This is a genomic window from Embleya sp. NBC_00888 (assembly GCF_045207655.1).
Taxonomy (GTDB): domain Bacteria; phylum Actinomycetota; class Actinomycetes; order Streptomycetales; family Streptomycetaceae; genus Embleya.
In genome coordinates this window covers 3314694-3339252 of sequence record NZ_CP108784.1, presented here as the reverse complement: position 1 = coordinate 3339252, position 24559 = coordinate 3314694, and the positions used below count along the sequence as shown (strand labels likewise).

Below are 24559 nucleotides of genomic sequence, written 5' to 3'. Positions count from 1 at the left end.
GTGGGTCTTCGGGTGGGCCGGCGCGCGGTCGGTCAGCGCTCGGCGAATTGTGGTTCGCGGCGGGCGAGTGCCCAGTACAGGACGCCGGAGACGACCGCGCCGAGCAGCGTGAGGTCGCCGTCGAAGGTCTCGACCAGCGCGCCGGTCCACAGCGCGGACTCGGCGGTCAGGCACGCGAAGACGATGCCGGCGGCGAGCGCGATCATCCCGGCGGGATGAAAGCCCCCGGTGTACCAGTACGCGCCGCCGCGCATGTCGTGCAGACCGGCGTCGTCGTAGCGACAGCGGCGCATCAGCGTGTCCGCGATGAACACGCCGCCCCACGGGGCGAACACCACCACGAGCACGGACAGGAAGCTGGTCAGGTTGTCGGTGAAGTTGCCGTTGAACAGCGCCCACAACGAGCCGACCAGGATGAACGCGGTGCTGACCAGGATGCCCTTGGCGCGCGACCACGGGATGCCGAGCACCTGGAGGTTCAGGCTGGAGGAGTACAGGGTCAGGATCGAGTTGGTGATCGAGCCGCCCACCACGAGCAGCAGGAACAGCGCCTCGAACCAGCCGGGCACCAGATCGGCGACGCCGGCCACCGGGTCGGTCATGTCCGCCTGGGTGGCGGCGGCCACGCCGACCACGCCCAGCAGCACCGAGGAGAGCATGCCGCCGGCCGCGCCCCACAGGGTGATCGAGCGCAGTGAGGTGTCCCGGGGCAGGTAGCGGGTGTAGTCCGAGGGCATCGGCAGGTAGGAGATCGGGCCGGCGACCAGGACGAGCACGGCGAGCGAGATCGCGTGGAAGTTGTTCGAGGTCTCCGGCGCGGACCCGGTCTCCAGGCCCGGTACGACGAACAGGATCAGCAGGCCGAAGCCGATGCCCAGGACGTAGGCCAGCCAGCGCTCGGCGGCCTGCACGGTGGCATGGCCCCACATCGCGACGGCGAAGGTGAGCGAGAGGGTGATCGCGAGCGCGACCACCCGGGCGAGGTCGCCGCCGGCCCAGCCGAGCTTGCCGAACAGCCCTTCCAGGGCGAACGTGCCGACCACGGTGTTGAGGATGGTGTAGCCGATCCCGACGACCCAGTTGAGCAGGCCGGCCGGGAAGTTGCCGTGTACGCCGAACGCGGCGCGCGAGATGACCAGGGTCGCGGTGCCGGTGCGGACGCCCGCGAAGCCGAGCGCGCCGACCGCGAAGAAGGCCAGGCCGGTGACCACGACCACGGCGATGGCGGCCCGGAAGGACAGGCCGAACATCACCGCGAGGGTGCCGTTGATGACGAATGTGAAGGACAGGTTCGAGCCGAACCAGAGCCAGAAGACGTCCTTGGCACTGCCGTGCCGTTCGGCGTCCGGGATCGGGTCGATCCCGTGTACCTCCACCTGGAAGAGCTCGTCGGAGGCGACCCCCGTACCGAAGCCGGCCGGGGTGGCGCTGGTGGCGGCGCTCGGAGTGTCGCTCGCGGAGTCCGTGTGGGGCTGGGTCACCGGACCTCCTCTTCGTGGTGTGCGGTTCGGCTTCGAGGGCATGCGCCGGCCGGACCGGAAGCTTGAATGTCATTCAAGAACTTTGAACGCCACTCAAGGTGCGCTGTGGGTCGGCGAGGTGTCAAGAGTTCGTGACGAATCGGACCGGAATTTGACTGTCGTTCAAGATCGACGCCGCCGGCGGGATAGGGTCGAGCCCTTGCGCGAGCGGGTCGGCCGCGCGGTCGAGAGGCGGGTGTCGGTGGTGGCCACGAGGCGGAGCGACGGTCGGATCGCCCAGGACCGGATGCTCGAGGAGGCCATAGCGGCGATTGCCGAGCATGGCCTGGCCAAGCTGACCATGTCCGGCCTCGCGGAGCGCCTGGGCACCAGCGGCGGGCACATCCTGTACTACTTCGGCAGCAAGGATCAGTTGCTGCTGGCCGCGCTGCGCTGGAGCGAGGACCGGTTGGCCGAGGAGCGCACGCGACTGCTCGCGCGCCGGGTGCCGGCGGACCGCAAGCTCGATCTGTTCCTGGGCCTGTACCTGCCCGCCGGCCCGCGCGATCCGCGCTGGATGTTGTGGGTGGAGCTGTGGGCGCGGACCGCCGGCAACGCGGAACTGCGGGTCGCGCAGGACGAGATCGACCGGGGGTGGCAGGACGACCTGGTCACCGTCCTGGTCCGGGGCGCGGACAAGGACGTGCTGGTGATCGACGACCCGGTCGCGGAGGCGTCCGAGCTGCTCGCGTTGTTGGAGGGGTTGAGTACGCGGACGGTGCTCGGGTTGGGCGGGACGACTCGGGACGGCGCGTTGGCGATGGCGCGGCGGGCGACCGGGCGGCTTCTTCGCTGAGGGGGCGTCGCGGGGGATCGCGGGACGGCTCGGGGGCGGCCGGGGTCGCCTCGGGGTCGACTCGGGGCTGGGGGTCGGCTCGGGCCTTCGGCTCGGGCTTCGGCTCGGCCGGATGGTTGGTCGCGGGGGGATATGTGCCGGCCGCTCGATGCGGCGGGCACTAGCATGAAGCCTGGTCGACCTCGGGGCGTTGTCGCGCAGGTCGGTCGCGCGCGGCCGTGGCGCAATTGGTTGACGCAGCAGGTTTAGGTCCTGCCGTCCGAGAGGATATGAGGGTTCGAGTCCCTTCGGCCGCACAAGTGGTGATTTTCCGGTGGTTTTCGGCCGGTCTTGTGCTGGCGACCCCGACCTCGCGCGCGCTAGCTTGCGGCATGTCGTCCCTGGGGAGGCGCCATGCACTGCGAGTACTGTCCGAAGGTTTCCGGCGGCCGGGTGCAGACGCCCCCCGCGGAGATGATCGTGCCGAAGATCGCCGGTGACTGGGTCGGGTGGGCGCGGGTCGCCGAGGGGCGGGTCCTCACCTCCGGGCGGGCGCTGCCGGCCGAGCCCGGCGCGGACTGCGTGATGAGCTTCGGCCGTCGGGTCTTCGAGGGCTCGTCGAAGCGCGGGCTGCACGCCGAGATGGACTGCCTCCAGCAGGCCCGGATGCTCGGACTGCCTTTGGAGACAGGCGAGTTCACCGATGTCGCGAGCGGCTGCTGTCTGCTCTGCGCGACCGCCCTCGCCGCGGTCGGCGTGCGTCGGGTGCCGGCCGTGGATCCGGACCCGGACGTGTGCGTGAACTGGCACGCTCCGGCGTTCCTGTTCGAGGATCCGCTGCTGTGTGCGGGGCTGATGGGTGACCGGGCGGCGCATTTGTGGCTGCGGCATCTGGCTCCGCCGGTGCGGCGGCAGTTGCGCGGGGTGTTGACGGGTGCGATGACGCGGTTGTTGGCGGGGCGCTGGGAGTGAGGCGGTGCCGGGGGTCGCGGGGGTGACGGGCCCCGGGGGCGAGGGCGCCGGGAGCGGGCGGGCTCGGCCGGTCGGCGGGGACGTGTGTCGTCCCCGCCGGGGGCGGCCTTCGGTTTCGGGTCAGACCGTGTGTTCCTTGCGGTCGCCGGACCACTCGGTGTGGAAGGAGCCCTCGCGGTCCACCCGGCGGTAGGTGTGCGCGCCGAAGAAGTCCCGCTGGCCCTGGATCAGCGCGGCCGGCAGCCGCGGCGAGCGCAGGCCGTCGTAGTAGGACAAAGCGGCGGCGAAGCCCGGGGTGGGGATGCCCAGTTCGGCGGCGGTGGCCACCACCCGGCGCCACGCGTCCTGAGCACCGGAGATCGCGTCGCGGAAGTATTCGGCGGTCAGCAGGGAGTCGGGCTTTCGGTCCGCCGCGTACGCCTCGCGGATCCGGTTCAGGAAGCGGGCCCGGATGATGCAGCCGCCGCGCCAGATCTCGGCGACCGTACCCGGGTCGATCGACCAGTCGTATTCGGCACTGCCTGCCTGGATCTGGTGGATGCCCTGTGCGTAGGCCACGATCTTGGACGCGTACAGCGCCTGTTCGACGTCGTCGGCGAAGCGGTCGGCGTCGTCCCCGTCGAGCGTGTTCCGGGTCGGTCCGGGCAGCCCCTGCGCCGCCGCGCGCAGGTCGGCGTGGCCGGAGAGCGATCGCGCGAACACCGCCTCGGCGATACCGCTGACCGGAACTCCCAGGTCGAGGGCGGTCTGCACGGTCCAGCGGCCGGTGCCCTTCTGCTCGGCGCGGTCCTGGACCACCTCGACGAACGGCTTGCCGGTGGCCTCGTCGGTGTGCGCGAGCACCTCGGCGGTGATCTCGATCAGATAGGACTCCAGCCGACCGGAGTTCCAGGTCTTGAACACCTCGGCGATCCGGTCGGGTTGCAGCCCCAGCGCGCGGTTGAGCAGGTCGTACGCCTCGGCGATGAGCTGCATGTCGGCGTACTCGATGCCGTTGTGCACCATCTTGACGAAGTGGCCGGCGCCGTCCGGGCCCATGTGCGCGCAACACGGTACGCCGTCGACCTTCGCGGCGATGTCCTCCAGGATCGGGCCGAGCGCGGCGTACGACTCGGGGGAGCCGCCGGGCATGATGCTCGGGCCGAGCAGGGCGCCTTCCTCGCCGCCGGAGATCCCGGTGCCGACGAAGTGAATGCCGCGCTCGCGCAGTGCGGCCTCGCGGCGGCGGGTGTCGGCGAAGTGCGCGTTGCCGCCGTCGACGATCATGTCGCCGGGCTCCAGGAGTGCGGCGAACTCGTCGATCACCGCGTCGGTGGGCGCGCCGGCCTTGACCATGATCACCAGCCGCCGGGGCGGCTCGAGTAGTGCGACGAACTCCTCGGCGGTGTCGGCGGGTAGGAAGGTGCCCTCGCCGCCGAACTCCTCGACCAGCGCGCGGGTCTTGGCCGAGGTCCGGTTGTGCACGGCGACGGTGTGCCCGTGTCGGGCGAAGTTGCGGGCCAGGTTGCGGCCCATCACGGCCAGTCCGGTCACACCGATGCGAGCTCGCTCCGCCATCTTCTTCGTCAACTCCTGCGGTCTGTCCGGACGTCCGTCCGGAGGGAGGGCGGGATCGGGGCGGTCGTCGAGGCCGCGGGCCGATCCGTGATCGGCGCATGCGATCACTGGGACAACATCGTGCGTGTCCGGCGTTAATCCCCCGCGTACAACACGCCGGCCGTTGGTGGGCGGTACGGCAGGTCGGCAGCTCGGTCGGTTCCGGTCGGGGATCGCGGGTGGGCGCGGGCGTCCGGCCGGCGGCATCGGTGGACACGCCGGAATCGGGAAGTCGTGCTGTGCGTGGTCGCCTTCGGCGGCGGTGGTTCGGCGGCGAAATCCGGTTGTCCGGGAACTGCGGCCACCGGTACCCATGGGGCCATGAAGTCATCGATTCGACGTACCCGGCACGCGCTGCCGCGAGGTGAGGCCGAGGTCTGGGCGCCGGTCTCCGCGCGGTACGGGATACCGCCGTACGGCTGCAAGTATCTGCACACGGCCGGCGTGTTGCGCGAATTCATGGTGTCGGCCGGGTTGTTGGTGGCGCAGGGGCAGTACGTCGCCGCCGCGTCCCTGTCCCTCAACGGTGCCGAACTCGTCGGGCGGTGCGTCTCGGAGCGCACCGAGCAGGGCGTCACGCAGCGGTTGCGCAACGGGCTGGGCTATCTGGAGAACCTGGAGCCGGCCGAGGAAGGGCGGTACGTCCCCGAGTCCGACGCCCTGGTCAAGCTTCGCGGTTTCACCGCCCATCCCACCCTGGAACCGCCCGCCGGGTCCGAACTCCAGTTCTCCCACGCCACGTTCGAGTACCTCCTCGACCGCCTCGCCCTCGCCGCCGACCGTCTGTGGACGGACGCCGACCCGAGCATCGTCCGCAAGTTCTCCGGCGCGAAGGTCACCCCGATGCGCACGGACGGCGAAAACCTGTACGTCGAAACCCTGCTCGCGCACATCGACGCGGGCCACACGCCGGGTACCCGGATCCCGTACGAGGAGAGTTGGCGGGCGCGCTCCGTGCCGGCGGTCGCCCGCTGAGGTGCGATCCTTCGGGCCCGACGCGCGAAGCGCCGGGGTGCGCGCCGGGGATCCGTCAGCCGCGCCCGGGGTGCGCCTCGGCGCGGGCCGACCGGAGTACACCCGCGCGGATTCGTTCCGGACCCAGTTCCGGAAGCAGCGCGGTGACGTGTTCGGCCGCCAGCGGGGCCAGCAGGGCGTGCGCGGTGTAGTCCGGGTCGGGGGTTGCCGGGCCCAGCAGGATCGCCGCGTGGCGGTGCCAGAAGCGGTACGCGCCGATGCGGTAGCGGGCGCCGGGGGACGAGGTCTCCGACACGCGAATCAGGTCCAGGTGTTCCAGTAGGTAGTCGAAGTAGGCGTCGAGGAACGCGGTGAGGCGTTCCTCCGCCGGTGCTCCCGGGCCCAGGGGCGGTGGGCCGTGCAGGACCGCCTCTTGCAGGGCGCGCTCTCGGGTGTCGAGAAGCGCTGTGGCCAAGCCGGACTTGTCGCCGAAGCGGCGGAAGAGGGTGCCCTTGCCGACGCCGGCCGCTGCCGCGATCTGGTCCATCGATACCGCCGCGACGCCCTGTTCGGCGAACAGCCCGGCCGCGGCCTCCAGGATGGCGGCTCGATTGCGGGCCGCGTCGGCGCGCTCCTTGGGGGGCGGGGTGCGGAGCAGATCCAGGGGGATTGCAGAAGCGGACTGCGGTCCGTTAATGTCGTCGTGAGCCACAACCGGACTATAGTCCGATTCTTTGGAGGTGTGCCATGACCGCACTGATCACCCGGGACGAGCTGCGCGCCGAGATCGCCGCCGGCACCGTGACCGTCGTCGACGCGCTCGGCGGCGAGTACTGGGCCAAGCAACACCTGCCCGGCGCACTCGCCCTGGTCCGGGACCAGGTCGACACGCTGGCCCCGACCCTGTTGCCCGACCGCGACGCCGCGATCGTCACCTACTGCTCCAACCCCGCCTGCCCGAACAGCGGCCAGGTCGCCGACCGACTCACCCACCTCGGCTACACCAACGTCCGCAAGTACGCCGAGGGCATCGAGGACTGGACCAACGCGGGCCTCCCCACCGAGTCCGCCTGATCCACGACCGCACGGCGAGGGCGCCTCCGGTGAGGTGGAGGCGCCCTCGTGGCGGTGTGTCGGATCGGTGACCCGCCGGGTGCGCGGTGGTCCGCAGGGGGCGTTGTGTGTGGCGGTTACCGCGGGGTGTCGGTCAGGTCGGTGATTCGGCCGCCGGACAGGGGGACCCGGTACCGGACGTCGATGGTGGAGTCGCCGAAGTGTTCGGTGACGACCACCGACGCGCTGCCCGCGCCGCTGCCCTCGTAGCGCACGTCGCGGCTCTGCGGTGTGTTCTGGGCGCGGAAGACCGGGTCGGCCATGTGCTGTTCGGCCCACGCGTCCAGGCGCGCGTTGAGTTCCGGGGTGAGGAACTCGTTCCGGACCTCGGTCGGATTCATGTCCGGGTTGGTGCCGTTGACGGCGGACAGGTACTGGTCGTAGAAGGCGGTCACCTTCTCCACGACGCCGATCCTGCGGATCTGCTGCCCGCCGGGCGGTGAACCGTCGGCGGCGAGGGCCGGAGCGGCGGCGCCGGCGGTGACGAGGAGTCCGGCGGCCAGGGTGATGGCGGCCGTACGGCGAATGCTGGTGGTCATGTCGACCTCCGCTTGCTTGGGGGTTGTGCCCTTGCACCGGTGGAGACGCCCAACCGGTAGGGCGGGTTGCCGGACTTTGCCCGGCTTTACCCTTTGGAAATCAAGTCGTTCCTTTTCGGCCGAGACCGGCCGACGCAGGCGGCTCCGGCCGCCACCGGCCGGAGCCAACCGATTCCCGCTCGCCCTCAACCGCCGTCCGGCGTACCCGCCAGCGCCTCTTCCGCATCGTCCACGACGGACTGCGGCAGCCGGGTGTACGAGAGCAACCGACCGCCCGAGTCGCGGATTCGACCGGCCACCTCGCGGGCCCAGATGTTCTCCACGAACAGCACCACCACCAGCGAATCCGGCGGCATGACCTGGCCGATCTGCTCGGCGTCCTCGGCCCCGGCCAGGCCCAGCATCTCGCGCGCGGCCAACTCCGCCGCCATGTCGCGCAGTCCCTCGAACTCGCTCACCTCGTGGCTGGTCACCACACCCGAGATGTCCTTGACCACGATCAGCGCGTCGATCAACCGCACGTCGCCGCGCTCCTCGACCGACTCGAACGCGTCCAGTACGGAGGAGGTCAGCCGTTGGCCCGGAAAGCCCAACACGATGGCGTCGACGGGTCCCAACTCGACCATGCTTCCTCGTCTCGGGGAGTAGGTGCTCTGCGGAGTACGCGTCCGAGGGAGCAGGTGTCTCGCGGAGCACGTGCGTCGGTGGAAACGGGCACATGCCCGCAACCTCGTTCCCGTTCCCGCTGCGCGCGCTTTCATGTGTCACGGATGGGGGCGGTCCGTCCGTCGCCCGGTGTCCCGTCCCCGGGTCACGGTGCAGGCGGCTCGTCCATCGCTCGGAGACTCGACCCGCCGATCCCGGCTCACGCCTCGTACGCGACCACCGATGCCGCCGGCCTCGCGGAGTTCGAGGGTTGCCACTGGCCGAGATAGGCGTTGCCCTTCGCCAACACCACCCGCGACGACACGGGCGCCGGCAACACGACCTTCCAGGCCGGTTCGCCGGTCTTCACCCGCAGCGCGAACAACTGCGCGGCATCGTCACCCGTCGCGTCCGCCGCCGTGGCGTCCATCGAGACGTACACCTTGCCGTTCTGCACGACCGGTGTCCCAGGTGCGCCGAAGGACGGCAACTCGCGCGACCACACGACCACGCCGGTCCTCGCGTTCAGCGCGTAGACCTTGCTCCTGGTCACCGACGTGGGCGGCTCGTCCGTGGGCGGCGCACTCGCGGTGCTGCTCGGCTTGACCCCCGCCTGGGCCTTGGAGGGGTGGTTCGCCACATAGACGACGTCCCCCACCCGGGTGACCTCGCCGACGTTGCGTGCCTCCATCTCGTACTTCCACATCTCGGCGCCGGTCACCGGATCCACCGCCACCAGGCCCGATCTGGACGTGTCGTCGGCGCCGTCGTAGGCGAAGTACGCGATGTCGCCGGCGAGGGTGAAACCGCGGCTCTGCCCGCCCTTGACCGAGATCGGACCCCAGGCCGGCGCGCCGGTGGCCGCGTACCGGGCGTGGCGCTGCCAGGTGTAGACACCGCCGCTGCTTCCGGAGGTCACCACGGTCAGCACCCGCTCGCCGGCCACCACCACGTCGCGGCCCCAGGGACAGTCCTTGAACGGGATCTCCCACTTCGGGGTCCCGTTGCGTTCGTAGGCGCGGATCACCGACGGGTATGAGGAGTACCTCGGCTGGGCGAATACGTACACCATGCTCCCGGTGAACACCGGCGTCGACGGCATTCCGGCGTCGCCGGTCATCTCCGCCTTCCACACCTCCTTGTTCCTGGTCACGTCGATGGCGACGATTCGGCCGGCATCGGGTGAGGTGGAGTTCTCCTCGGAGACGCCCAGGTACAGCACGTCGCCGTCCAGGGCCGCCGGCAGGTTGACCCAGCGAGCGGCGTACTCCTGGCTCCAGCGCTGTTCGCCGTCGCCCAGGGCGAAGGCGTGCACCGTGCAGATCGAGGGCTGGGTCTTCTCCGCCACCGACGCCGAACCGTCGACCGTCCAGGAGACGACGAACACGTGGTCCTTCGCGGTCAGCGGTGCGGACACCGAGCTGCCCGCGGTGGCCTTGCGCCAGACCTGCTTGCCGGACTCCGCGTCGATCGCGGTGATCTGGCCCTTGGCGCCACCCACACCGTCCGCGACGTGGTAAACGAGATCGCCCTGCACCTTCAGCGACGAGGCGGCGACGGCGCCGGCCGCGTACTGCCAGACCCGCTTGCCCGGATCGCTCTCGTCGCCCATCAGCAGCCATCCGGCGCCACCGCCCACCGCGGCCACCGCGAGGGAACCGCCGCCGAACAGGAAGGCGCGACGGGTCAACGCCCTTTTCTCGGGCGGGGGTTCGGGCATGCCGACGGTCGGTGGCAGGCTCGGTTGCGGCGGCGGCGTCTTCCGGCCGGCGGGCGGCGCGGACTCCGCGGCCCGGGTCTGCCCGGCGCTCGCGCCGTTCTCCACCCCGATGCCCAGCGCCCGGGTCGGCGGCACCGTGACCTCGCCCGTCGGCTCGACCGGCGAGAGCGCCGCCGGCGCCGTCGGGTCTCCCAGGTGCCGCCGCTCCAGTTCGGCCGCGAGCGCGGCCGGCAGCCACGACGTCGTGGCCGGCGGCTCGTCGTCGCCCATGAAGCGATTCAGCACGGCGGTCGGGGTGGGTCGCCGGTCCGGGTCCTTGTCCAGGCACTCGGCGAGCAAGTCCCTTATGCCGTCCGGCACATCCGTCAGCGCCGGTTCGTCGCGCAGCACCCGCATCATCATCTGCAACTGCGGCACCGGCGCGTCGTGGTGGAACGGACCCCGCCCGGTGGCCGCGAACACCAGCACCGAGCCGAGCGAGAACACGTCGCTCGCCGGTCCCAGTGCTCGACCACCCGCCTGCTCCGGCGACATGAACGCCGGCGATCCCACCACCCGGCCGGTCCCGGTCAGACCTTGGCCACCTTCGTCCACCGCGCGCGAGACGCCGAAGTCGATCACCCGCAGCCGATCGCGGCCCAGTACGACGTTGGACGGTTTGAGGTCGCGATGGATCAGGCCCGCGCGGTGGATCGCCATCAGCGCCTCGGCCAACTGGGCACCCAGGATGCGCAGCGTGCCCTCGGGCAGGGGGCCGTACCGGTTGATCGCCTCGGACAGCGACAGTCCGGTCAGGAACTCGGTGGCCAGCCAAGGTGGTCGCGCGTCCGGGTCGGCCTCGGCGATCGGCGCGGTCCACGCGCTGTCCACCCGCCGTGCGAGGTCGATCTCACGTCGGAACCGGTCGCGGAATCCGTGGTCGGTCGCGAACTCGGGACGGACGGTCTTGACCGCGACCCGCACTCCGCTCGGAGACGTGCCGAGGAACACCTCGCCCATCCCGCCCTCGCCCAACCGGCCGCGCAGCCGATACGGCCCGAGCCGTATCGGATCCCCGTCGCGCAGTTCTTCCATGTCTACCGTTCCCCGTTCCGGCCGTACAGGAGTGGCTACCTTAGCCGCCGCCCGTCGGCCCGGATTCAGCCGCTTCCCCCTCGGAAACAGCGTTGCCAGACCTGGGTCTGTCGGGTCTCCGCGTGGTCGGGGCCGAGTACCCGGACGAAGTCGGCGATCAGCGGGTCGTACAGGGCCAGCGCCTCGCCCCGGTAGCCGGCGAGTCCGCGATTGATCGCGTGGCCCGCGCGTGCCACCAGCGATTCCAGGCAGTCGGCACCCAGGATCCGGATCGAGTCCAGGGCGAGCGCGCCGTACATCCCGGCGGCCCGGTGCGGATCGCCGGACTCGCCGGTGAACCGGGCCAGGAAGCTGCGCGCGGTCAGCGTGCTCTCCGCCTCGGGCCCCAACGCGCGGGTCATGTCGGCGACGATCCGGATGAACAGCGCGACCGCGCGCGGTGCCTCGCCGCCCTCGCCGGTGAACCGGGCGTGACACAGCCGCATGTCGAGGGTGACCCAGTCGCCGGGGCCCAGGTGCTGCGTGGCGACCGGGATCAGGCCGGCCAGCAATTGCGCGGCACGCCGGGGATCGCCGTCCTGGCCGACGAAGTGCGCGTACGCCCGGCGGATGTTGAGCGTGTCCCGATCGGTGCTGCCGAGCACCCTGCTCGCGACCTCGCCGAGGTGGTGGTAGAGCCGGATGGCCGCCGCGGGATCCTCACGCATCCCCCAGTCCCAGACGACACCCACCTGTTCGTTGATGCGGGCCCGTGAGGGATACGGCTCTTCGAGCGGACGAGGGGGCCGCACGATGCGGAAAGGCGAATCCATGCTCACCTCCGAAGATGTCGCATCCGAGTGTGCGACCTGCCCCCGGTCCACCGGTAGAGGTGCGCCGGGGCGGACCGCGCGGGATTCCCGGGGCCCGGTACGGGGCTTGCCGAGGGCTCGCGCAGGCTTGGTCGTTGATCGGCAACGGCCTTGCTGGTCAACGGGGTTCGGGTATTCCAGCGCCTTGTTGCGGGCCGGGGGTTCGGCCGAGTGTCGCCGACCGGGCGTGGGAGGTGGAAAGGGTCGGTGGGGTGTGCGGTTCCTCGCGAGCTTCCGGGCCCGCTGCCCTTCCGGTGCCGCGCTCGCTTCCGCTTCCGCTTCCGCTTCCGCTTTCCGCGCCCGCGCCCGCGCCCGCGCCCGCGCCCGCGCCCGCTTCCGCCTTCCGGGCCCGCGTCCGCGTCCGCGCCTGCCTCCGCTTACGTTCTCGGCCCGAATCGTTGCGCGTTTCCTTCGGTCGGCCGTCGGAATTCCCGACTTTCGTACATCAGTTCGAGTTATTGTGTTCGAACGGTGCGAGTCGGAATTTCGATGCGGTTCGATTCGGAATGCGCGGATAAAGATCTCAAATGGCGTCAGAAGCCGCACTGGGTACGCCCGTTCGAGGTCGCTTGGATGATCTGTCCGTTTATAGGCGCGTCGTTCGACGCATCAGACCCGGCACTCGCATACAGTTCGGTCGAGTGGAGGATGACGAGATAGCCCGGACGGGGCCGGGACGAGCGGACGCGGAGGTGCCCATGGGCGCATTGCGCAAGGCCGGCTCGTGGCTCGGGATCGGTTCGGGGGACGTGGACGACGACCTGTACCGCACCGGCGCGGGTGCCTACGAGACCGGTACATACGACGCAGACGACGACGACACGGGGTCGCGCTGGGTCTACGACGACGAGCCCGAGGAGTCGCGTTCGCGCGCCCTGGAGGGCAGCGTGGTTCCGGCGTCGGAGGTGTTCGCCGCACGGGCGGCCGCCACGGAGACGCCGGTTCGGCCGAGCACGCGCATCGCCGTCGTACACCCGAAGAGCTACCACGAGGCAAGGGCGATAGGCGAATACTTCCGGCAGGACATTCCGGTTGTGATCGACCTGACGGCGATGGACGAGTCGGACGCCAAGCGGGTCGTCGACTTCGCCTCCGGGCTGACCTTCGGTCGGCGCGGCGCGATCGAGCGGCTGGCGAAGCGGGTCTTCCTGCTGATGCCGGCCGACGCACGGCTGTTGACGGGCGATCCGTCCCAGCAGAACCACGACGGGTTCTTCAACCAGGCGTGACCCGCGCCGCGCACCACGCCTCGCACGGACCCGGGCCCCGCCGGCCCGGGTCCGTGCGCCGTCAGGGGTCGAGCCGGTCCAGGTCGGCGGGGGTGTCGATGTCGTACGGGTCGGCGATATCGGCGCACTCGATCAGGCGTACCCGGGCGCGCTGCGCGGCCAGCAGGGCCCGGGCACCGGCGTCGCCCTCGGCGGTACGGACCAGCTCGGGCCACCAGGCACGGCCGAACAGGACCGGGTGGCCGCGGGTGCCGGCGTAGGCCGCCGCGATCAGGTCCTCGGGACCGCCGGCCGCGGCGATCAGGCGCGCGACGGCCAAGGCACCGACACCGGGCATGTCCACGAGGGTGACCACGACCGCGTCGGCGTCGGTGGGCAGGGCGGCCACTCCGGCGGCGAGCGAGGAGCCCATACCGCTCGCCCAGTCGTCGTTGCGCACCACGGCACAGCCGGTCAGCTCCGCCTCGGCCAGTACGGCGTCGGCCTCGGCGCCGAGCACCACGACGACCCGCTCACACCCGCCGCGCACCAACTCGCCGACCCCGAACTCGACCAACGGCCGGCCCCGATGCGTCAACCGCGCCTTGGCCCGCCCCCCGAGCCGTCGCCCACCACCGGCCGCCAACAACAACCCGACCACAGCAACCACGGAATACTCCCGTCCTCGTCGCCACCGATACCCATACCGACACCCGAATCGCACCGACGCAGGGCGGGTCCGAGCACGCCGCGCCGGAGCGCGGTGGACCCGCAGGCTCGGTGCGCGACGCAGCGGGCGCAACGGGCGGAGCGGGCGGGCACCACACCCTACGAATCCCCCGAGTGCAGCGTCAGCTCCGCGAGCGCCCGCCCGATTCCGGATTCGCGAGCGTCAACGACGCCCCCAGTACCGCCGCCTGCCCCATCGCGATGGTCAGTCCCAGGCCGTGCCCGCCCACCGCCCGGTCGTCCGTACCCTTGCGGAACCGACTCGGCCCCTCGCGGAGCAACGTGGCCGGAAAGCCGGGCCCCGCGTCCCGGACCCGGATCCGCGGCCCGTCCACCTCCACCACCACCGGCGCCGACCCGTGCTTGGGTCGCGTTGGTCAGCAGGTTCGCCAGGATCCGCTCCAGCCGGCGCGGATCGGTGACCACCACCTCGTCGCCGACCACTCGCACCTCGGCCGCGGGCGCGATCGCCGCCACCCGGCGCACCGCGAACGTGCCCAGCGGCACCTCGGTCAGATCCGCACGCTGGGTCGCGGTGTCCAGCCGGGCGACCTCCAACACGTCCTCCACCAGCGAGCGCAGCGCCCGTACCCGGTCCCGGACCAACTCGCCCGGCCGATCCGTGGGCAGCAGGTCGGCCGCGGCGCTCAACCCGGTCAGCGGCGTACGCAACTCGTGCGCGATGTCGGCGGTGACCCGGCGTTCGGTGTCCAATCGGGCCTGCAACGCGTCCGCCATCGCGTCCACGGCCGCGGCCAGTTCGGCGGCCTCGTCCCGACCGCTGCCACCGATCGCGGCCCGGACCCGGATCGAGCGCTCGCCGGCCGCGACCCGCCGGGCCGCGTCGGCCGCCCGGCGCAGTCGACGCGACAGCCGCGCCCCGATCGGCACACCCACCCCGGCGCCGCACACCACCACGCACACCGCGCCGAGCACCAGGACCCGGTCCAGCGAGGCCAGGTCGCTGGTGCGATCCCGGTAGCTGGAGCGCAGCGACAACACGTGTCCGTCCACCCCGACCGCCGCCCAGATCCAACCGCCGGCCAACTCGGTCGCCCGGTCGCCGTCGCGCACCGCGAGCCGCAGCGCTCTCGGCACCTGCGGGTCGTCCACCCGGCTGCCGAACGTGGGCTGCCCGGTCCGGGCGTACTCGCGCAGGGCCAGGTCGATCCGGTCGACCTGGAGCTTGCGCGCCTCGTCCGCCTGCTTGTACGCGAAGGCGAAGTGCACGGTCAGGCTCAGCGCGAGGGCGACCGCCACACTGCTCGGGCAACACTCCCCGCAGCAGGCCAAGACCCCGCCGCCGACCGCGCAGATCGCCGCGAAGCCGATCCCGCACCCGTTGCCGGAGAAGCCGGTGTACCGAATATCGACGCAGGACAAGGTCGCGTTCCTGACCATCGACGACGGCGCGTACAAGGACCCGGAGATGATCCGGGTGCTGCGCGAGGCCGGGATCAAGCCGACGTTGTTCCTGACCGATCAATACGCGAAGCAGGACCCGGGGTTCCTCCGGCGGATGCGCGACGAGACCGGCGGCGCGATCGAGAACCACACCCTCGACCACCCCAATCTCCGGGGCAAGCCGTACGACACGCAGAAGAACCAGATCTGCGGCACCTCCGACGCCTACGAACGCGAATTCGGCAAGCGCCCGACGCTGCTGCGCCCGCCGTACGGAAACCACGACGAGAACACGATGCGCGCGGCCGACGATTGCGGCGTCACGCACGTCGTGCACTGGAGCGCCGAGATCCAAAAGGGTCGGATGCAATTCGCCGTCGGCGACAAGCTCCGCCCGGGCGACATCGTCCTCATGCACTTCCGCAAGGAATTCAAGGAGGACATCCAGTCCTTCATCGACCAGACCCGGGCGGCCGGCCTCACCCCGGCCCTGCTGGAGGACTACCTCGAGTAGCCCGGAGCCGGGTCGACCGGGACACCGGCCTTGTGTCACCGGCCGTCTGTCGCGAGCCTCGCAGGAGCGAACATCGGTCAACCGCGCTACGGCCGACCGGGGCGATTCGGGGCCGGCTTCAGATGGCGAGCGCGGCGCGGAGCCCAGCGGCAATTTTCGCCATGGTGGCGAGGGTGAGGGCGCCTCGGTCCTCGTCCAAGTCGTCACGATAGAGGAGGGCGATGTCGTCGCACAGGACGCGTCCGACCATGGGGTCGGCCGGGCCTAGTTCGACGATGCTGGGCATTTGTGGTTTGACCGAGGTGGTCAGTCGGACCGCGAGGCAATCGTTCAGAGCGCGATTGCGAATGTTGTTGGAGACGACGGGTGCGGCTGGACAGCGGTGCGGCGGGGACCGCGTTCGGCCTGGTCTGGGTGCGGTTCGGGCGCGACAGCCGGCTGTCCGAGCTGTCGCCCTCGCCGAACCACTGGCGGGACGAGATCGAGTAGGTGATCAAGGGCCGCGGCATTACCGACTTCGCGGAGTACGCGGCGCTGCCTCGGCGCGGCCGCAAGACCCTGCTGCGCAAGCCGGCCCGCGAGGCGGTCTGGGCCCTGTACGAGCACTACGAGCGGTTGCGGATCGAGCGCGACGTGCAGGACTTCGGGGATGTCCTGCGGATGGCCCTGGACGAGGTGCGTAGTGCGCCGGGGGCCACGCCTTACACCTGCGTGATCGTCGACGAGGTGCAGGATCTCACTCTGGTCGGTGTGCGCTTGTTGCACGCCTTGGTGGGCGACGCCCCGAACGGTCTGCTGCTGATTGGTGACGGGCAGCAGGCGGTCTATCCGGGCGGGTTCCGGCTCGCCGACGCGGGGATCGACATCCGAGGGGACCGGGGGCAGGTTTTGCGAGTCAACTACCGCAACCGGGCGAAGGTGTTGCGGAGCGCGTTGGCCGTGGTGGCCGACGACGACTTCGAGAATTTCGACGGGGACCGGCTCTCCGGGCGTCGCGATGTCGAACTCACCTATCACGACGGCGAAACCTTCGAGGGAGCTTGGCCGACCGGGGCCGAGCACGACGGTGCGCTGGTCGCCGCCCTGCGCGCGCTCGCGGACGCCGGGGCGATCGGCGACGCGGCGGTGCTCTGCCCGTCCCGCAAGGACATCGAGCACTATCGGCGCCTCCTGACGAAGGCCCGGCTGCCGGTCCTGGGGTTGGAGAGCTACCACGGCGTGGAGGCGAACGCGATCAAGCTCGGCAGTTATCGCCGGGCCAAGGGGCTGGAGTTCAAGCACGTCTTCCTGCCCAGATACGACGCCTCGGTGCGGATCGCCGGATCGCCGGACTTCGCCGACGTGAGCGAGGCGGTCCTGGCGGAACACCGGGAGTTGGCGCGCAGGCAACTTTTCGTGGCGATCTCGCGCGCTCGGGAGTCGGTGTGGAAGGGGCGGATCGGCTGACCGCCGGGTGGGCCCGATCGGCCGGCCGGGGGCCTCGCGAGGGTGTGGACGGCGAGAAGGACCCGCCGAAATCGACGGGCCCTTCTCGGTGTTGCCGCTGTGCGCCGCCAGGGACTCGAACCCCGGACCCGCTGATTAAGAGTGAGCGGGACGACGAGCCGGACGGTGCCGAATGAGTCCGGGATCGTACGTCTTCGCAGGTCAGCCAGCACCCAGGCGTGTCGAAGGCTGCCAGAGCAAATCAGCATCGTCCGGCGTCGCCGTTAGCCTCGCGCTAGCACCAGGCGGTGGCTCGTGACGCCGCCACGCGACCTGTACGCCGTGCTTGGCATCCGGCCCGATGCCGACTCAAAGACCATCCGGCGGGCCTACCTTGCCTGCGTTCGGCAGGCCCATCCCGACCGACGGCCAAACGAGCAGGCTGCACGAGCCCACGAGGACATGATCTGGATCAATCGGGCCTACCAAGTGCTGCGCAGTCCACTCCTGCGCCGCGAGTACGACGCCGCTCGCCGTCGCCAGACGAGCAGCCAGCACCACACGCAACAGCCCCGAGCCAACCAGCCTCCACCGCGTCGTGAACCGCCACCTCCACCGCCACCACCGCGGATCGTGGAGCCCCATCCACAGGTTGTGGACTTCGGGATCGTCGCCGTGGGCGAACGACCGAAGATGCGTCCGGTGACGTTGGGCTTCACGGATGGCTCGCAGATCGGGCGGGCGCGGATCATCACCGAGTCGGGTCTGTTCTGGTTCACCGGCCCGGCCGAGTTCCGAGACGTGTCGACGGTCGATCTGCGCGTGTACGGCCAACCCATCGCGGCCGATACGCCGACCGGCCAACGCACCGACAAGCTGCGGGTCCAGATGGACGAGGTCACGGTCAGCGTCACGCTGCTCGCGGTCATCGTGCCCGCGCCGCCGCCGGAGCCTGTGGTGGCACCGAAGCAACCGCGGCGTCACCTCGGCTCACGGACGCGGGGATTGTTGCTCGGGCTCGTTCTGGCCCTGGTCCTGGCGGTGGTGGCGCTGGTGGCTGCGGGTCAACCGTCCGGGCCGTCGGATCAGCGGACGCTTCCGGCGGCCGAACCTGCCTCGGGCACGTACTGCTCCGTCAAGCAGGCCGGGGGCGTGATCTCCTACTACCTCACCAGCGAGCCCAGCAGCCAGGAGCCGGTCTGGTCGGTCATGGTGCCGGGCAAGAACGAGCCGTATCAGGCGTGGTGGACTCCGGCCTTCCCGTACTGGGAGCGTGCCAACGCCCAAGACGGCTTCACCCACGACGGCCATGTCTACGGCCGCTACGAGTTCGTGGAAGTGCTCGTGCGCTGGGGTAGCCCGTGGGAGCCCCTGAACGGCAGCTTGTTCAACCGGCACGACTTCTTGGACGCCTCGGTTGAGGCTGCGAAGCGCACCGCCTTCATCTCCGAGTGGAGCCATGAGCTGGGTTCGTCGCGGTGCGCCTAAAACCCCACCAGGACCGGAAGCAGCCACGGATTGTCCGTTAGTGATCATTCGGGCTGGTGATTCTTTCGCGATGAATCGTTGGCTTGGCAACGGGTTGGGCAAGCACTGGGCGGCAGTTGCTCGGAGTGCCCATACTGGGGGCAACCGGCAATGTAGAAGCTCGCCATGTGATCACGGACAGGGGGCACATGGAAAAGGCGCCACTAGTCCAGCGCGTCCTTGATCGCCTAGCTGGGTTCGATCACGAGATCGAGTGGCAGTTGGCCCGCCAAGACGCGCGTGAGGAAGCACTAGAGAGCGTGCGGCAACTCGAATCCGAGCTTACCCAGCCAGAAACGGCTGCCCTCATCCAATCCGTCTCCCCAGAGCGCAATACTAAAAAATTATCCTCGGGGCAACCCGCTACAGGCGACCGCCTACATCAGCATGTCGATTCCGTTGGCAGGAATCAGTACAAGATGGCATCATCTGGGTCCGACATCATGATGTGTGATGGCCACGTAGAGATGTCACATCCTATCTGGCGATATGTGAAGCTCGCGGCTTGGGCAAATTGGTGGGTGTGGATGATTGCCTCCATTGCCTTGTTCTTCGCATACGACTGGACGGGTTGGTTTATTGTCGCAGGTGTTGCGGTCGCCGTGTCTGTGGTATCCGTCAGGTTCGCTCGTTCCCTGACCAGTCAGGACCTTCTAGCTATTGTTCAGGTCCTGGCGAGTATTCGAGGCCGAGAACGTAACGGTACCAACTCCAAGGGGGGAGGGCCGTCTAATGGAAGCGGATGACCCGACACAACCACAACCGGTTCCCGGGCTTGCGAACGAGCTTGAGGGTTTTGGCATGCTTTTGGGCCTCGACGAGGCCAAGGTGGATAAGGTCCTGGACTACCTGGAAAGAAATGCTGTCCGCGAGTTCCAGCTCCGCCAGACGAGAGCACGTCATCGGCTGTGGACGATGCTGTGCGGCTTCGGCACCGTCATCCTCTTGTTCGTCCTGTCGTGGCACCTGGTGGATGTCGGCGAAGCGGGCCTGGCAGTGACCTGTATGTGCGTGGCGGCGGTGTCGTTGTCGGTCATCTATGTCTTGGGCAAGGAGCCGCAGGCTGCCCGGACGCGCTTCACGGGCCAGCAGGTGCAGCCGCCCATCGCCTAGGGTCAATAGCGCGGCGCACCGGGCCGACGCCTCCGATTGGAGGCTGGCCACGGTGCGCCGAAAGCTCTAGCAGCAGCCCCACTGGGGCCCAGGCCCGCTTAGTGGGCAGCCTGGTACTTCTCGATGAGGTCAGCCGGAACCCGACCGCGGGCGTTGACCTCGATGCCGCTCGACCGGGCCCACTCACGGACCTTTACGGGGTCGGGCCCTTGGCCAGCTGCCGCGCGAACTGCCTTGCTGCGACGGGCAGTACCGGTCTTCCGCCCGGCGTTGAAGAACGGACCGAGAGCGTCCAGCAGTTGCTGGTACGTCTCCTGGCCGAGGTCGATTTCGTAGGTGACGCCATCCAAGCTGAAGGTGTGCGTCGCGATGTCTTCACCCTCGTTGCCGGTGATGTCATCCGTGAACAACGTGACTACGCGCTGAGCCATTGTTAGAAATCCCCTTCCTGGGAGGGAGGGAATCGTAACGGAGAAACAGGCCCAGGGGCTCACGTCGTCTCAGTGTCTGGTCTGGGAAGTCTTGGCCTCACTCGTCCATCTCAGGCAGACGAATGCGGCGACGCGCTGGCCGACCTCACGGGAAGTTGCAGCTACCCAAAGGCTGGAATTGCTGTGCCGAGGCTTGCCGAGACGAGTCTCGGGTTTGTAGCCGGAAATCGTCAGTTATGGCGTACTCGATGGCGCCCTCGAACTTCGTACCGTGCCACGCGCATTTCGCATAGCCATCTGCTCACGGAAGTGCTCGCGGAGGAGCTTCCCCCCGATGCTGGCTGCTGATTCATTGACGACGGCAAGCTTCTGGCGTGTTGGTCAAGCTGTCCGCGATTTCGTTCCGCGAACGAGCTGGCGGTTGTGGATCATGTCATGAAATCTGCGTCGGCCGGAGAAGGGGAGAAGGTCCCGAGCATTTGGGTTGGCCGAGGCCAGGAAGAAACGTTCCTCCGAGACGTATCTCGGCCTGGGCAAGGTCGCCTTTCGTCTGGCACGTTCAGAGCTATATGACAGCAGCACATCCAACAGACCCTGCAATACGGCCAAACTGCTTGACAGCCTTCTCGTCAACTTGTCCACTCGTGGGATGGGCTCTCGGATGGGCCCGAAAACCCTACCGTCCGGTAGCTTGGCTCACCTGTTCGATTTGGTGACTCAGGCGGCGAGCGCGTGCCTGGCGTGGCAACCCAAGAATATTAGGAAACAGAGATGCCCCCTCCGCCGACAGTCAGTGGTTACGCGTTCAGGATCTTTGACGCCGAGCCGCTGCTTCTTTCAAAATTTCGCAACCATGGCTGGCGCACAGGATGGATGCTCCTTGCTGCCCCGACGTCCTTGATGCTGGTGCTCATTCTTTCAGCTATTTATGGTGAGTTCTCCACCCCCGGCATCCGAGGTCAGGTCTGCTCGGACGTGGCAACCTTCCTGCATATGGGGAAACTGAAGTGCGCTAAGGATGTGGTCGTTAGTGAGAATTTTCCCATCTGGCGAGATATCCCGTCACTGTTCATTATTCTCTCGCTTGCTGTCACTCCATATCTTGCTTTCAGGCAATGGAGTTCTATATCGGTATTTCTGGCCTCGATGGTACGCAATGGCGCCATCAAGGTCCGGACGGGTGCGGACGCTGCGGCCATTCGCGCAGAAGTTGCAAATGCCAACGCATACTTTGTTAGGGTCGGGCGCGCAGCGAGGTTTACCTTCGCTATTGCATTGATCTGCGTCGTGTTGGTCTCCGTCGGCGAGAATAAGCTTGGCGTCTACAGCATTTTTGCGCCGAATTCGACAGATCGCCGGGACTGGGGCAAGCTTGTTTACTCCCACTGGTGGGCAAGTTGGCAGGTTGCTCCGGTCAGCGCCTTCTTCTACCTGTGCATCGGCGCCTTCGGAATCTACTTCATCATTGTGATGAATCTGGCGGGAAGTCGCGTCTTGGTGGCCCTGTGGCGGCTGCGTAAGGTCCTTGAGTATCAGGCAGATGTGCACAATCGGGATGGATACTACGGCTGGGCCGAAGCACGAGGAGTTTTGCTTCCGACCTATGTTGCTATCCTGATCCACGGGTTCTCTCTCGTGCTTATCTCTATCTCGTTGCCGCAGCCGATCGGGGCCTGGGTGCTCGCGCCGATTCTGCTCCAGTGGATCGTCACTTTGCCGTTCTACCTTGGACTCCCGCCGTTGCTTACGCGTCGACGTATCATCGCGTTTCGGGAGAGGCAGGTGGTTCTGCTTGGAATCGCCCTGCGTCGGGTAGAGGCAAATCGCACCGCCCTGGTAGCGGACCATAGATTCTATAGCGAGTGCGAGGCGATTGCGCAGCGGATCAAGAGGGTCGCCACGATTCGTTCCATGCCTTTCAATCGACCCCGCGATATCTTCCTTGCCGTGCTCCAACTCCTGGCGACCATTAGCGGCGTATATTCGCTCATCATATTGTGGTAATAGGAGAAAGTGCGTGATTGTTGAGCACGAATCCCGCATCGGTCAACTCTTCGACAGTTATGTGCGCTCTTGGGGTCCAATCTGCTGGCGCGACCAGTGTGCAAAGATCCAAGCGCCGATTAATTGCGAATATGGGACGATGCTGTACGCCCTGGGTCTCATCGAGACCGACTCGGTCGTGATGCGCCGCAAGCTGGCGGCAACTCGCGCGGACCGGAGCAACCCCATTAAGCAGTTCAACATCCTATGGCTCGCTGAGGAAGCCGAGCATGGACGAGCCTTGGAAGCAGCAGCAGAAAAGTTGGGTGTAAGATCTTTAACCTTTTCTTCGCGGCGAAGTATCCGTGATTTGCGGTCCATCGCCACCTGGCCTGCGCTGTACCTGTCCGGGTTCCTTGTCCCACATCTAGATGCTGCTTACTGCACCCTCGGCTCGGTACAGGAATACATAGCCCTGACCACTTATCGCAGGATTGGGGAGAAGCTGGGCGATCCGGCTCTGGACGGCTTACTCAGGCAAATCGCCCAGCAGGAAGGTCGGCACATGAAGTTCTATCGGGGTGCTGCGCAGGTTCTGCTGGAGCCGAGACAAGCGCGACGGGTCACTGCCGCACTTCTCGCGCGCCTGTGGCGTCCTCCAGGTGTCGATCTTTTCGGGTTGCCGAAGTGGTTGGAGATCTTCCGGCCGATCCTTGAGGACGATGTGTATGTGGGACGGCTTTTGAGGGCCGATGATCTACTGGCTGACCTCATTGGGGATAGTATCGCGAGGCCGATGAAGCGTTTCTTGGAGACTAATCAGACTTTACTCTTGTAGGAAGAGCCGCAAACACCTTAAAGTGGGAATATGGAAAGCTACAGCTCGGGCGATCTTTGGTTTCCCGTAATCGAGTCAGGTCCTCCGAAAGGTGAAGCAGTTATTCTGCTTCATGGATTTCCTGAAGATGCTCATTGTTGGGATTCGGTAGGCGCGAGCGTGTCTCGCGCAGGGTTTCATGTGATGGCGCCCTTTCAGCGGGGATACACGCCGACAGCTCGCCCGAGGAAGATTGGCGAATACCGATTGAAAGAGCTGTCCCTAGACATCATCCGACTCATGGACGCTGCCGGGCTGGAGCGTGCCCATGTCGTAGGGCATGACTGGGGCGGTGGCGTAGCGTGGTACTTGGCTGATCGGTATCCAAACCGGATCGCTTCCCTCACGGTAGTCTCCACTCCGCACCCCCGTGCGTTGTCGCGTACTCTTCTTGTTAGTAAGCAGGCTTTGCTTTCCTGGTACTTGCTGTTCTTTCAGATCCCTAAGTTCCCTGAGTGGCTGCTGACCCGAAATCGGGGACAGCTTGGACAGCGTTGGCTCACAGGCTTGGGGCTCGATAGAGAAACTGCCGCCAGCTACGTGCGCAAGTTCGCGGGAGATCCGGAACTTCTAACAGCCGCTCTCAATTGGTATCGAGCGCTGCTTCTCGATGTGAGATACGGATTCACGGCCTCCGCTGTGCGTCCCGCCACTCTTTACGTGTGGGGCACCCAAGATCGCACCGTGAGCAAAAGAGCCGCGCACCTCACGGGAGACTGGGTTGCTGGTAGCTATATGTTCCACCCATTGGATGGTGCCACTCATTGGATTCCCGAGCAGCATCCGGCTGAACTTGCCCAGCTTATTGTGGCTCATATCGAAGGCACTCGGGCTTGAGTCGCGCGGCGTGGAATGCTATAGCGAGCGTAGTTAGCCATCCTGGTCACATCTCTTCAAGAAGGTGAGTCGCTTTCGACAGCTTACCCCCGAATGACGTAGCGATTTCGAGTTCGATTGAATGCGGCGACTGCGAGCTGAACGCTAAATAGATTCCAGTAGGAAGGCGGCCAGGGCTTCTACAGCTGCCGCAGCCCAACCAGCACGCGGCGCAGGAGCAACGGCTCGGACACCACTCCGGCGGCGCCAGCCCGTCTGCTCGCAACAGCCGTAGCCCCGGCCGCCGGTGAAGAACCAGACGGCCCGCCAAGCAGCAGCTCGGCCCACACCACCTTCGAGGTCGGCGTCGGGCAGTAGTAGCCCCATCGATGGCTCATCACGGCGGCGAGCAGCGAACCGCGGTCGACCGTCCTTTCCTTCTCCGCCTGGCGGATGGGCTCGCAGACAGAGACAACCAGCGTGGACCCAGCAAACGACAACGAGATGGTGATGGTGCCTACCGGCGAGCGGGCCGAGTAGGAGCCGGCCTGGGACCAGCCTTCGTCAGGCGAGCCAATGGCGTTGGTCGCCAGTTCCGTGGTGATGAACCGGGCCGCCTCGATGACCTCCGGCGACACGCGCCACTGACGCAGCACGTCGACGACGTGGCGACAGGCCCAGGTCACGGCGTTGGGCGTGTCGGCCGGCGTCAGCTGACTGAAGGCACGCTGCGGGTCGAACACGATGAATTGCCTCTCACGGCACAGGAGTTG

Annotated in this window: 24 protein-coding genes, 1 tRNA gene and 3 pseudogenes; 15 read left to right on the top strand and 13 right to left on the bottom strand. The window is 67.8% G+C overall.

Annotated features, from left to right (window positions below; genetic code table 11):
- Positions 1–32 precede the first annotated feature (32 nt).
- Positions 33–1481 (bottom strand): purine-cytosine permease family protein, encoded by a 1449-nt coding sequence (locus tag OG948_RS13650; RefSeq protein ID WP_406296564.1) that lies wholly within the window; start codon positions 1479–1481, stop codon positions 33–35.
- Between the two features lie 199 nt (positions 1482–1680).
- Between OG948_RS13650 and OG948_RS13645 the strand changes: the two genes are divergently transcribed.
- The 3 genes from OG948_RS13645 (at position 1681) to OG948_RS13635 (ending at position 3267) form a co-directional block, all read left to right on the top strand.
- Positions 1681–2316 (top strand): TetR/AcrR family transcriptional regulator, encoded by a 636-nt coding sequence (locus OG948_RS13645; RefSeq protein ID WP_406296563.1) that lies wholly within the window; start codon positions 1681–1683, stop codon positions 2314–2316.
- 212 nt (positions 2317–2528) lie between these two features.
- A tRNA-Leu gene (locus OG948_RS13640) sits at positions 2529–2612 on the top strand.
- Positions 2613–2748: 136 nt separating this feature from the next.
- Positions 2749–3267, top strand: a complete 519-nt coding sequence (locus OG948_RS13635) for a hypothetical protein (protein ID WP_406296561.1) — start codon at positions 2749–2751, stop codon at positions 3265–3267.
- 120 nt (positions 3268–3387) lie between these two features.
- On the opposite strand, the gene gndA is transcribed toward OG948_RS13635, so the two are convergent.
- Positions 3388–4824 (bottom strand): NADP-dependent phosphogluconate dehydrogenase, encoded by a 1437-nt coding sequence (gene gndA / locus OG948_RS13630; RefSeq protein ID WP_406296559.1) that lies wholly within the window; start codon positions 4822–4824, stop codon positions 3388–3390.
- Positions 4825–5184: 360 nt separating this feature from the next.
- Between gndA and OG948_RS13625 the strand changes: the two genes are divergently transcribed.
- Positions 5185–5838, top strand: a complete 654-nt coding sequence (locus OG948_RS13625; protein ID WP_406296557.1) for a hypothetical protein — start codon at positions 5185–5187, stop codon at positions 5836–5838.
- A 55-nt stretch (positions 5839–5893) separates the two neighbouring features.
- Here the strand turns inward: OG948_RS13625 and OG948_RS13620 are convergent, their stop codons facing one another.
- Positions 5894–6529: a TetR/AcrR family transcriptional regulator gene (locus tag OG948_RS13620; protein WP_406296555.1), complete on the bottom strand. Its 636-nt coding sequence runs from the start codon at positions 6527–6529 to the stop codon at positions 5894–5896.
- A 35-nt stretch (positions 6530–6564) separates the two neighbouring features.
- Between OG948_RS13620 and OG948_RS13615 the strand changes: the two genes are divergently transcribed.
- Positions 6565–6891: a rhodanese-like domain-containing protein gene (locus OG948_RS13615; protein WP_406296554.1), complete on the top strand. Its 327-nt coding sequence runs from the start codon at positions 6565–6567 to the stop codon at positions 6889–6891.
- Between the two features lie 116 nt (positions 6892–7007).
- Here OG948_RS13615 and OG948_RS13610 read toward each other — a convergent pair whose 3' ends face one another.
- The 4 genes from OG948_RS13610 to OG948_RS13595 form a co-directional block, all read right to left on the bottom strand.
- Positions 7008–7469 carry a hypothetical protein gene (locus tag OG948_RS13610; protein ID WP_406296552.1) on the bottom strand — a complete coding sequence of 154 codons (462 nt, stop codon included), beginning with the start codon at positions 7467–7469 and terminating at the stop codon, positions 7008–7010.
- A gap of 185 nt (positions 7470–7654) precedes the next feature.
- A complete protein-coding gene (locus OG948_RS13605; protein WP_406296550.1) occupies positions 7655–8095 on the bottom strand; it encodes a DUF6325 family protein in 441 nt (146 codons plus the stop codon).
- A 239-nt stretch (positions 8096–8334) separates the two neighbouring features.
- On the bottom strand, positions 8335–10908 hold the full coding sequence (locus OG948_RS13600; protein WP_406296548.1) for a protein kinase domain-containing protein: 2574 nt from the start codon (positions 10906–10908) through the stop codon (positions 8335–8337).
- A 65-nt stretch (positions 10909–10973) separates the two neighbouring features.
- On the bottom strand, positions 10974–11720 hold the full coding sequence (locus OG948_RS13595; RefSeq protein ID WP_406296546.1) for a hypothetical protein: 747 nt from the start codon (positions 11718–11720) through the stop codon (positions 10974–10976).
- 737 nt (positions 11721–12457) lie between these two features.
- On the opposite strand from OG948_RS13595, the gene OG948_RS13590 reads away from it, so the two are divergent.
- Positions 12458–12988: a cell division protein SepF gene (locus OG948_RS13590; protein WP_406296544.1), complete on the top strand. Its 531-nt coding sequence runs from the start codon at positions 12458–12460 to the stop codon at positions 12986–12988.
- A 61-nt stretch (positions 12989–13049) separates the two neighbouring features.
- Here the strand turns inward: OG948_RS13590 and OG948_RS13585 are convergent, their stop codons facing one another.
- From OG948_RS13585 to OG948_RS13575, 3 genes and pseudogenes are all read right to left on the bottom strand, one after another.
- Entirely contained in the window at positions 13050–13637 is a 588-nt protein-coding gene (locus OG948_RS13585) for an NTP transferase domain-containing protein (RefSeq protein ID WP_406296542.1), read from the bottom strand.
- Positions 13638–13818: 181 nt separating this feature from the next.
- Positions 13819–14031, bottom strand: coding sequence for a sensor histidine kinase (locus tag OG948_RS13580; protein ID WP_406300250.1), 213 nt, complete (start codon positions 14029–14031; stop codon positions 13819–13821).
- A 259-nt stretch (positions 14032–14290) separates the two neighbouring features.
- A pseudogene (locus tag OG948_RS13575) lies at positions 14291–15097 on the bottom strand (HAMP domain-containing protein); the annotation flags it as partial.
- Here OG948_RS13575 and OG948_RS13570 point away from each other — a divergent pair.
- Entirely contained in the window at positions 15054–15614 is a 561-nt protein-coding gene (locus OG948_RS13570; protein WP_406296540.1) for a polysaccharide deacetylase family protein, read from the top strand. The pseudogene OG948_RS13575 and the gene OG948_RS13570 sit on opposite strands and share 44 nt — an antisense overlap.
- 118 nt (positions 15615–15732) lie before the next feature.
- On the opposite strand, the pseudogene OG948_RS13565 reads toward OG948_RS13570, so the two are convergent.
- A pseudogene (locus OG948_RS13565) lies at positions 15733–15966 on the bottom strand (type II toxin-antitoxin system PemK/MazF family toxin); the annotation flags it as partial.
- A gap of 14 nt (positions 15967–15980) precedes the next feature.
- Here OG948_RS13565 and OG948_RS13560 point away from each other — a divergent pair.
- The 5 genes and pseudogenes from OG948_RS13560 to OG948_RS13540 all read left to right on the top strand — a co-directional run bounded on the left by OG948_RS13560 (position 15981) and on the right by OG948_RS13540 (position 19679).
- Positions 15981–16103, top strand: a complete 123-nt coding sequence (locus OG948_RS13560) for a hypothetical protein (protein WP_406296538.1) — start codon at positions 15981–15983, stop codon at positions 16101–16103.
- Complete coding sequence (locus OG948_RS13555; protein WP_406296536.1) at positions 16104–17060, top strand: UvrD-helicase domain-containing protein; 957 nt, start codon at positions 16104–16106, stop codon at positions 17058–17060.
- A gap of 294 nt (positions 17061–17354) precedes the next feature.
- Positions 17355–17552: pseudogene (locus OG948_RS13550) on the top strand (J domain-containing protein); the annotation flags it as partial.
- A 141-nt stretch (positions 17553–17693) separates the two neighbouring features.
- Complete coding sequence (locus OG948_RS13545; protein ID WP_406300405.1) at positions 17694–18527, top strand: hypothetical protein; 834 nt, start codon at positions 17694–17696, stop codon at positions 18525–18527.
- A gap of 771 nt (positions 18528–19298) precedes the next feature.
- Positions 19299–19679 (top strand): hypothetical protein, encoded by a 381-nt coding sequence (locus OG948_RS13540; protein ID WP_406296534.1) that lies wholly within the window; start codon positions 19299–19301, stop codon positions 19677–19679.
- A 98-nt stretch (positions 19680–19777) separates the two neighbouring features.
- Here OG948_RS13540 and OG948_RS13535 read toward each other — a convergent pair whose 3' ends face one another.
- Positions 19778–20110, bottom strand: a complete 333-nt coding sequence (locus OG948_RS13535) for an Lsr2 family protein (RefSeq protein WP_406296532.1) — start codon at positions 20108–20110, stop codon at positions 19778–19780.
- 771 nt (positions 20111–20881) lie between these two features.
- Here OG948_RS13535 and OG948_RS13530 point away from each other — a divergent pair.
- The 3 genes from OG948_RS13530 to OG948_RS13520 are packed head-to-tail and all read left to right on the top strand — an operon-like array spanning position 20882 to position 23807.
- Positions 20882–22114, top strand: a complete 1233-nt coding sequence (locus OG948_RS13530; RefSeq protein ID WP_406296530.1) for a hypothetical protein — start codon at positions 20882–20884, stop codon at positions 22112–22114.
- Between the two features lie 13 nt (positions 22115–22127).
- Positions 22128–22931 (top strand): acyl-ACP desaturase, encoded by an 804-nt coding sequence (locus OG948_RS13525; protein ID WP_406296528.1) that lies wholly within the window; start codon positions 22128–22130, stop codon positions 22929–22931.
- Between the two features lie 30 nt (positions 22932–22961).
- A complete protein-coding gene (locus OG948_RS13520) occupies positions 22962–23807 on the top strand; it encodes an alpha/beta fold hydrolase (RefSeq protein WP_406296527.1) in 846 nt (281 codons plus the stop codon).
- A gap of 179 nt (positions 23808–23986) precedes the next feature.
- Here the strand turns inward: OG948_RS13520 and OG948_RS13515 are convergent, their stop codons facing one another.
- Positions 23987–24529 (bottom strand): ATP-binding protein, encoded by a 543-nt coding sequence (locus OG948_RS13515; RefSeq protein ID WP_406296526.1) that lies wholly within the window; start codon positions 24527–24529, stop codon positions 23987–23989.
- Between the last annotated feature and the right edge of the window lie 30 nt (positions 24530–24559).

Bases quoted from the DNA above. Each gene is read 5' to 3' on its own strand.
- gndA (WP_406296559.1), bottom strand. From the start codon at position 4,824: ATGGCGGAGCGAGCTCGCATCGGTGTGACCGGACTGGCCGTGATGGGC.
- OG948_RS13625 (WP_406296557.1), top strand. From the start codon at position 5,185: ATGAAGTCATCGATTCGACGTACCCGGCACGCGCTGCCGCGAGGTGAG.
- OG948_RS13615 (WP_406296554.1), top strand. From the start codon at position 6,565: ATGACCGCACTGATCACCCGGGACGAGCTGCGCGCCGAGATCGCCGCC.
- OG948_RS13610 (WP_406296552.1), bottom strand. From the start codon at position 7,469: ATGACCACCAGCATTCGCCGTACGGCCGCCATCACCCTGGCCGCCGGA.
- OG948_RS13605 (WP_406296550.1), bottom strand. From the start codon at position 8,095: ATGGTCGAGTTGGGACCCGTCGACGCCATCGTGTTGGGCTTTCCGGGC.
- OG948_RS13600 (WP_406296548.1), bottom strand. From the start codon at position 10,908: ATGGAAGAACTGCGCGACGGGGATCCGATACGGCTCGGGCCGTATCGG.
- OG948_RS13595 (WP_406296546.1), bottom strand. From the start codon at position 11,720: ATGGATTCGCCTTTCCGCATCGTGCGGCCCCCTCGTCCGCTCGAAGAG.
- OG948_RS13590 (WP_406296544.1), top strand. From the start codon at position 12,458: ATGGGCGCATTGCGCAAGGCCGGCTCGTGGCTCGGGATCGGTTCGGGG.
- OG948_RS13540 (WP_406296534.1), top strand. From the start codon at position 19,299: ATGGAAGCGGATGACCCGACACAACCACAACCGGTTCCCGGGCTTGCG.
- OG948_RS13535 (WP_406296532.1), bottom strand. From the start codon at position 20,110: ATGGCTCAGCGCGTAGTCACGTTGTTCACGGATGACATCACCGGCAAC.
- OG948_RS13530 (WP_406296530.1), top strand. From the start codon at position 20,882: ATGCCCCCTCCGCCGACAGTCAGTGGTTACGCGTTCAGGATCTTTGAC.
- OG948_RS13520 (WP_406296527.1), top strand. From the start codon at position 22,962: ATGGAAAGCTACAGCTCGGGCGATCTTTGGTTTCCCGTAATCGAGTCA.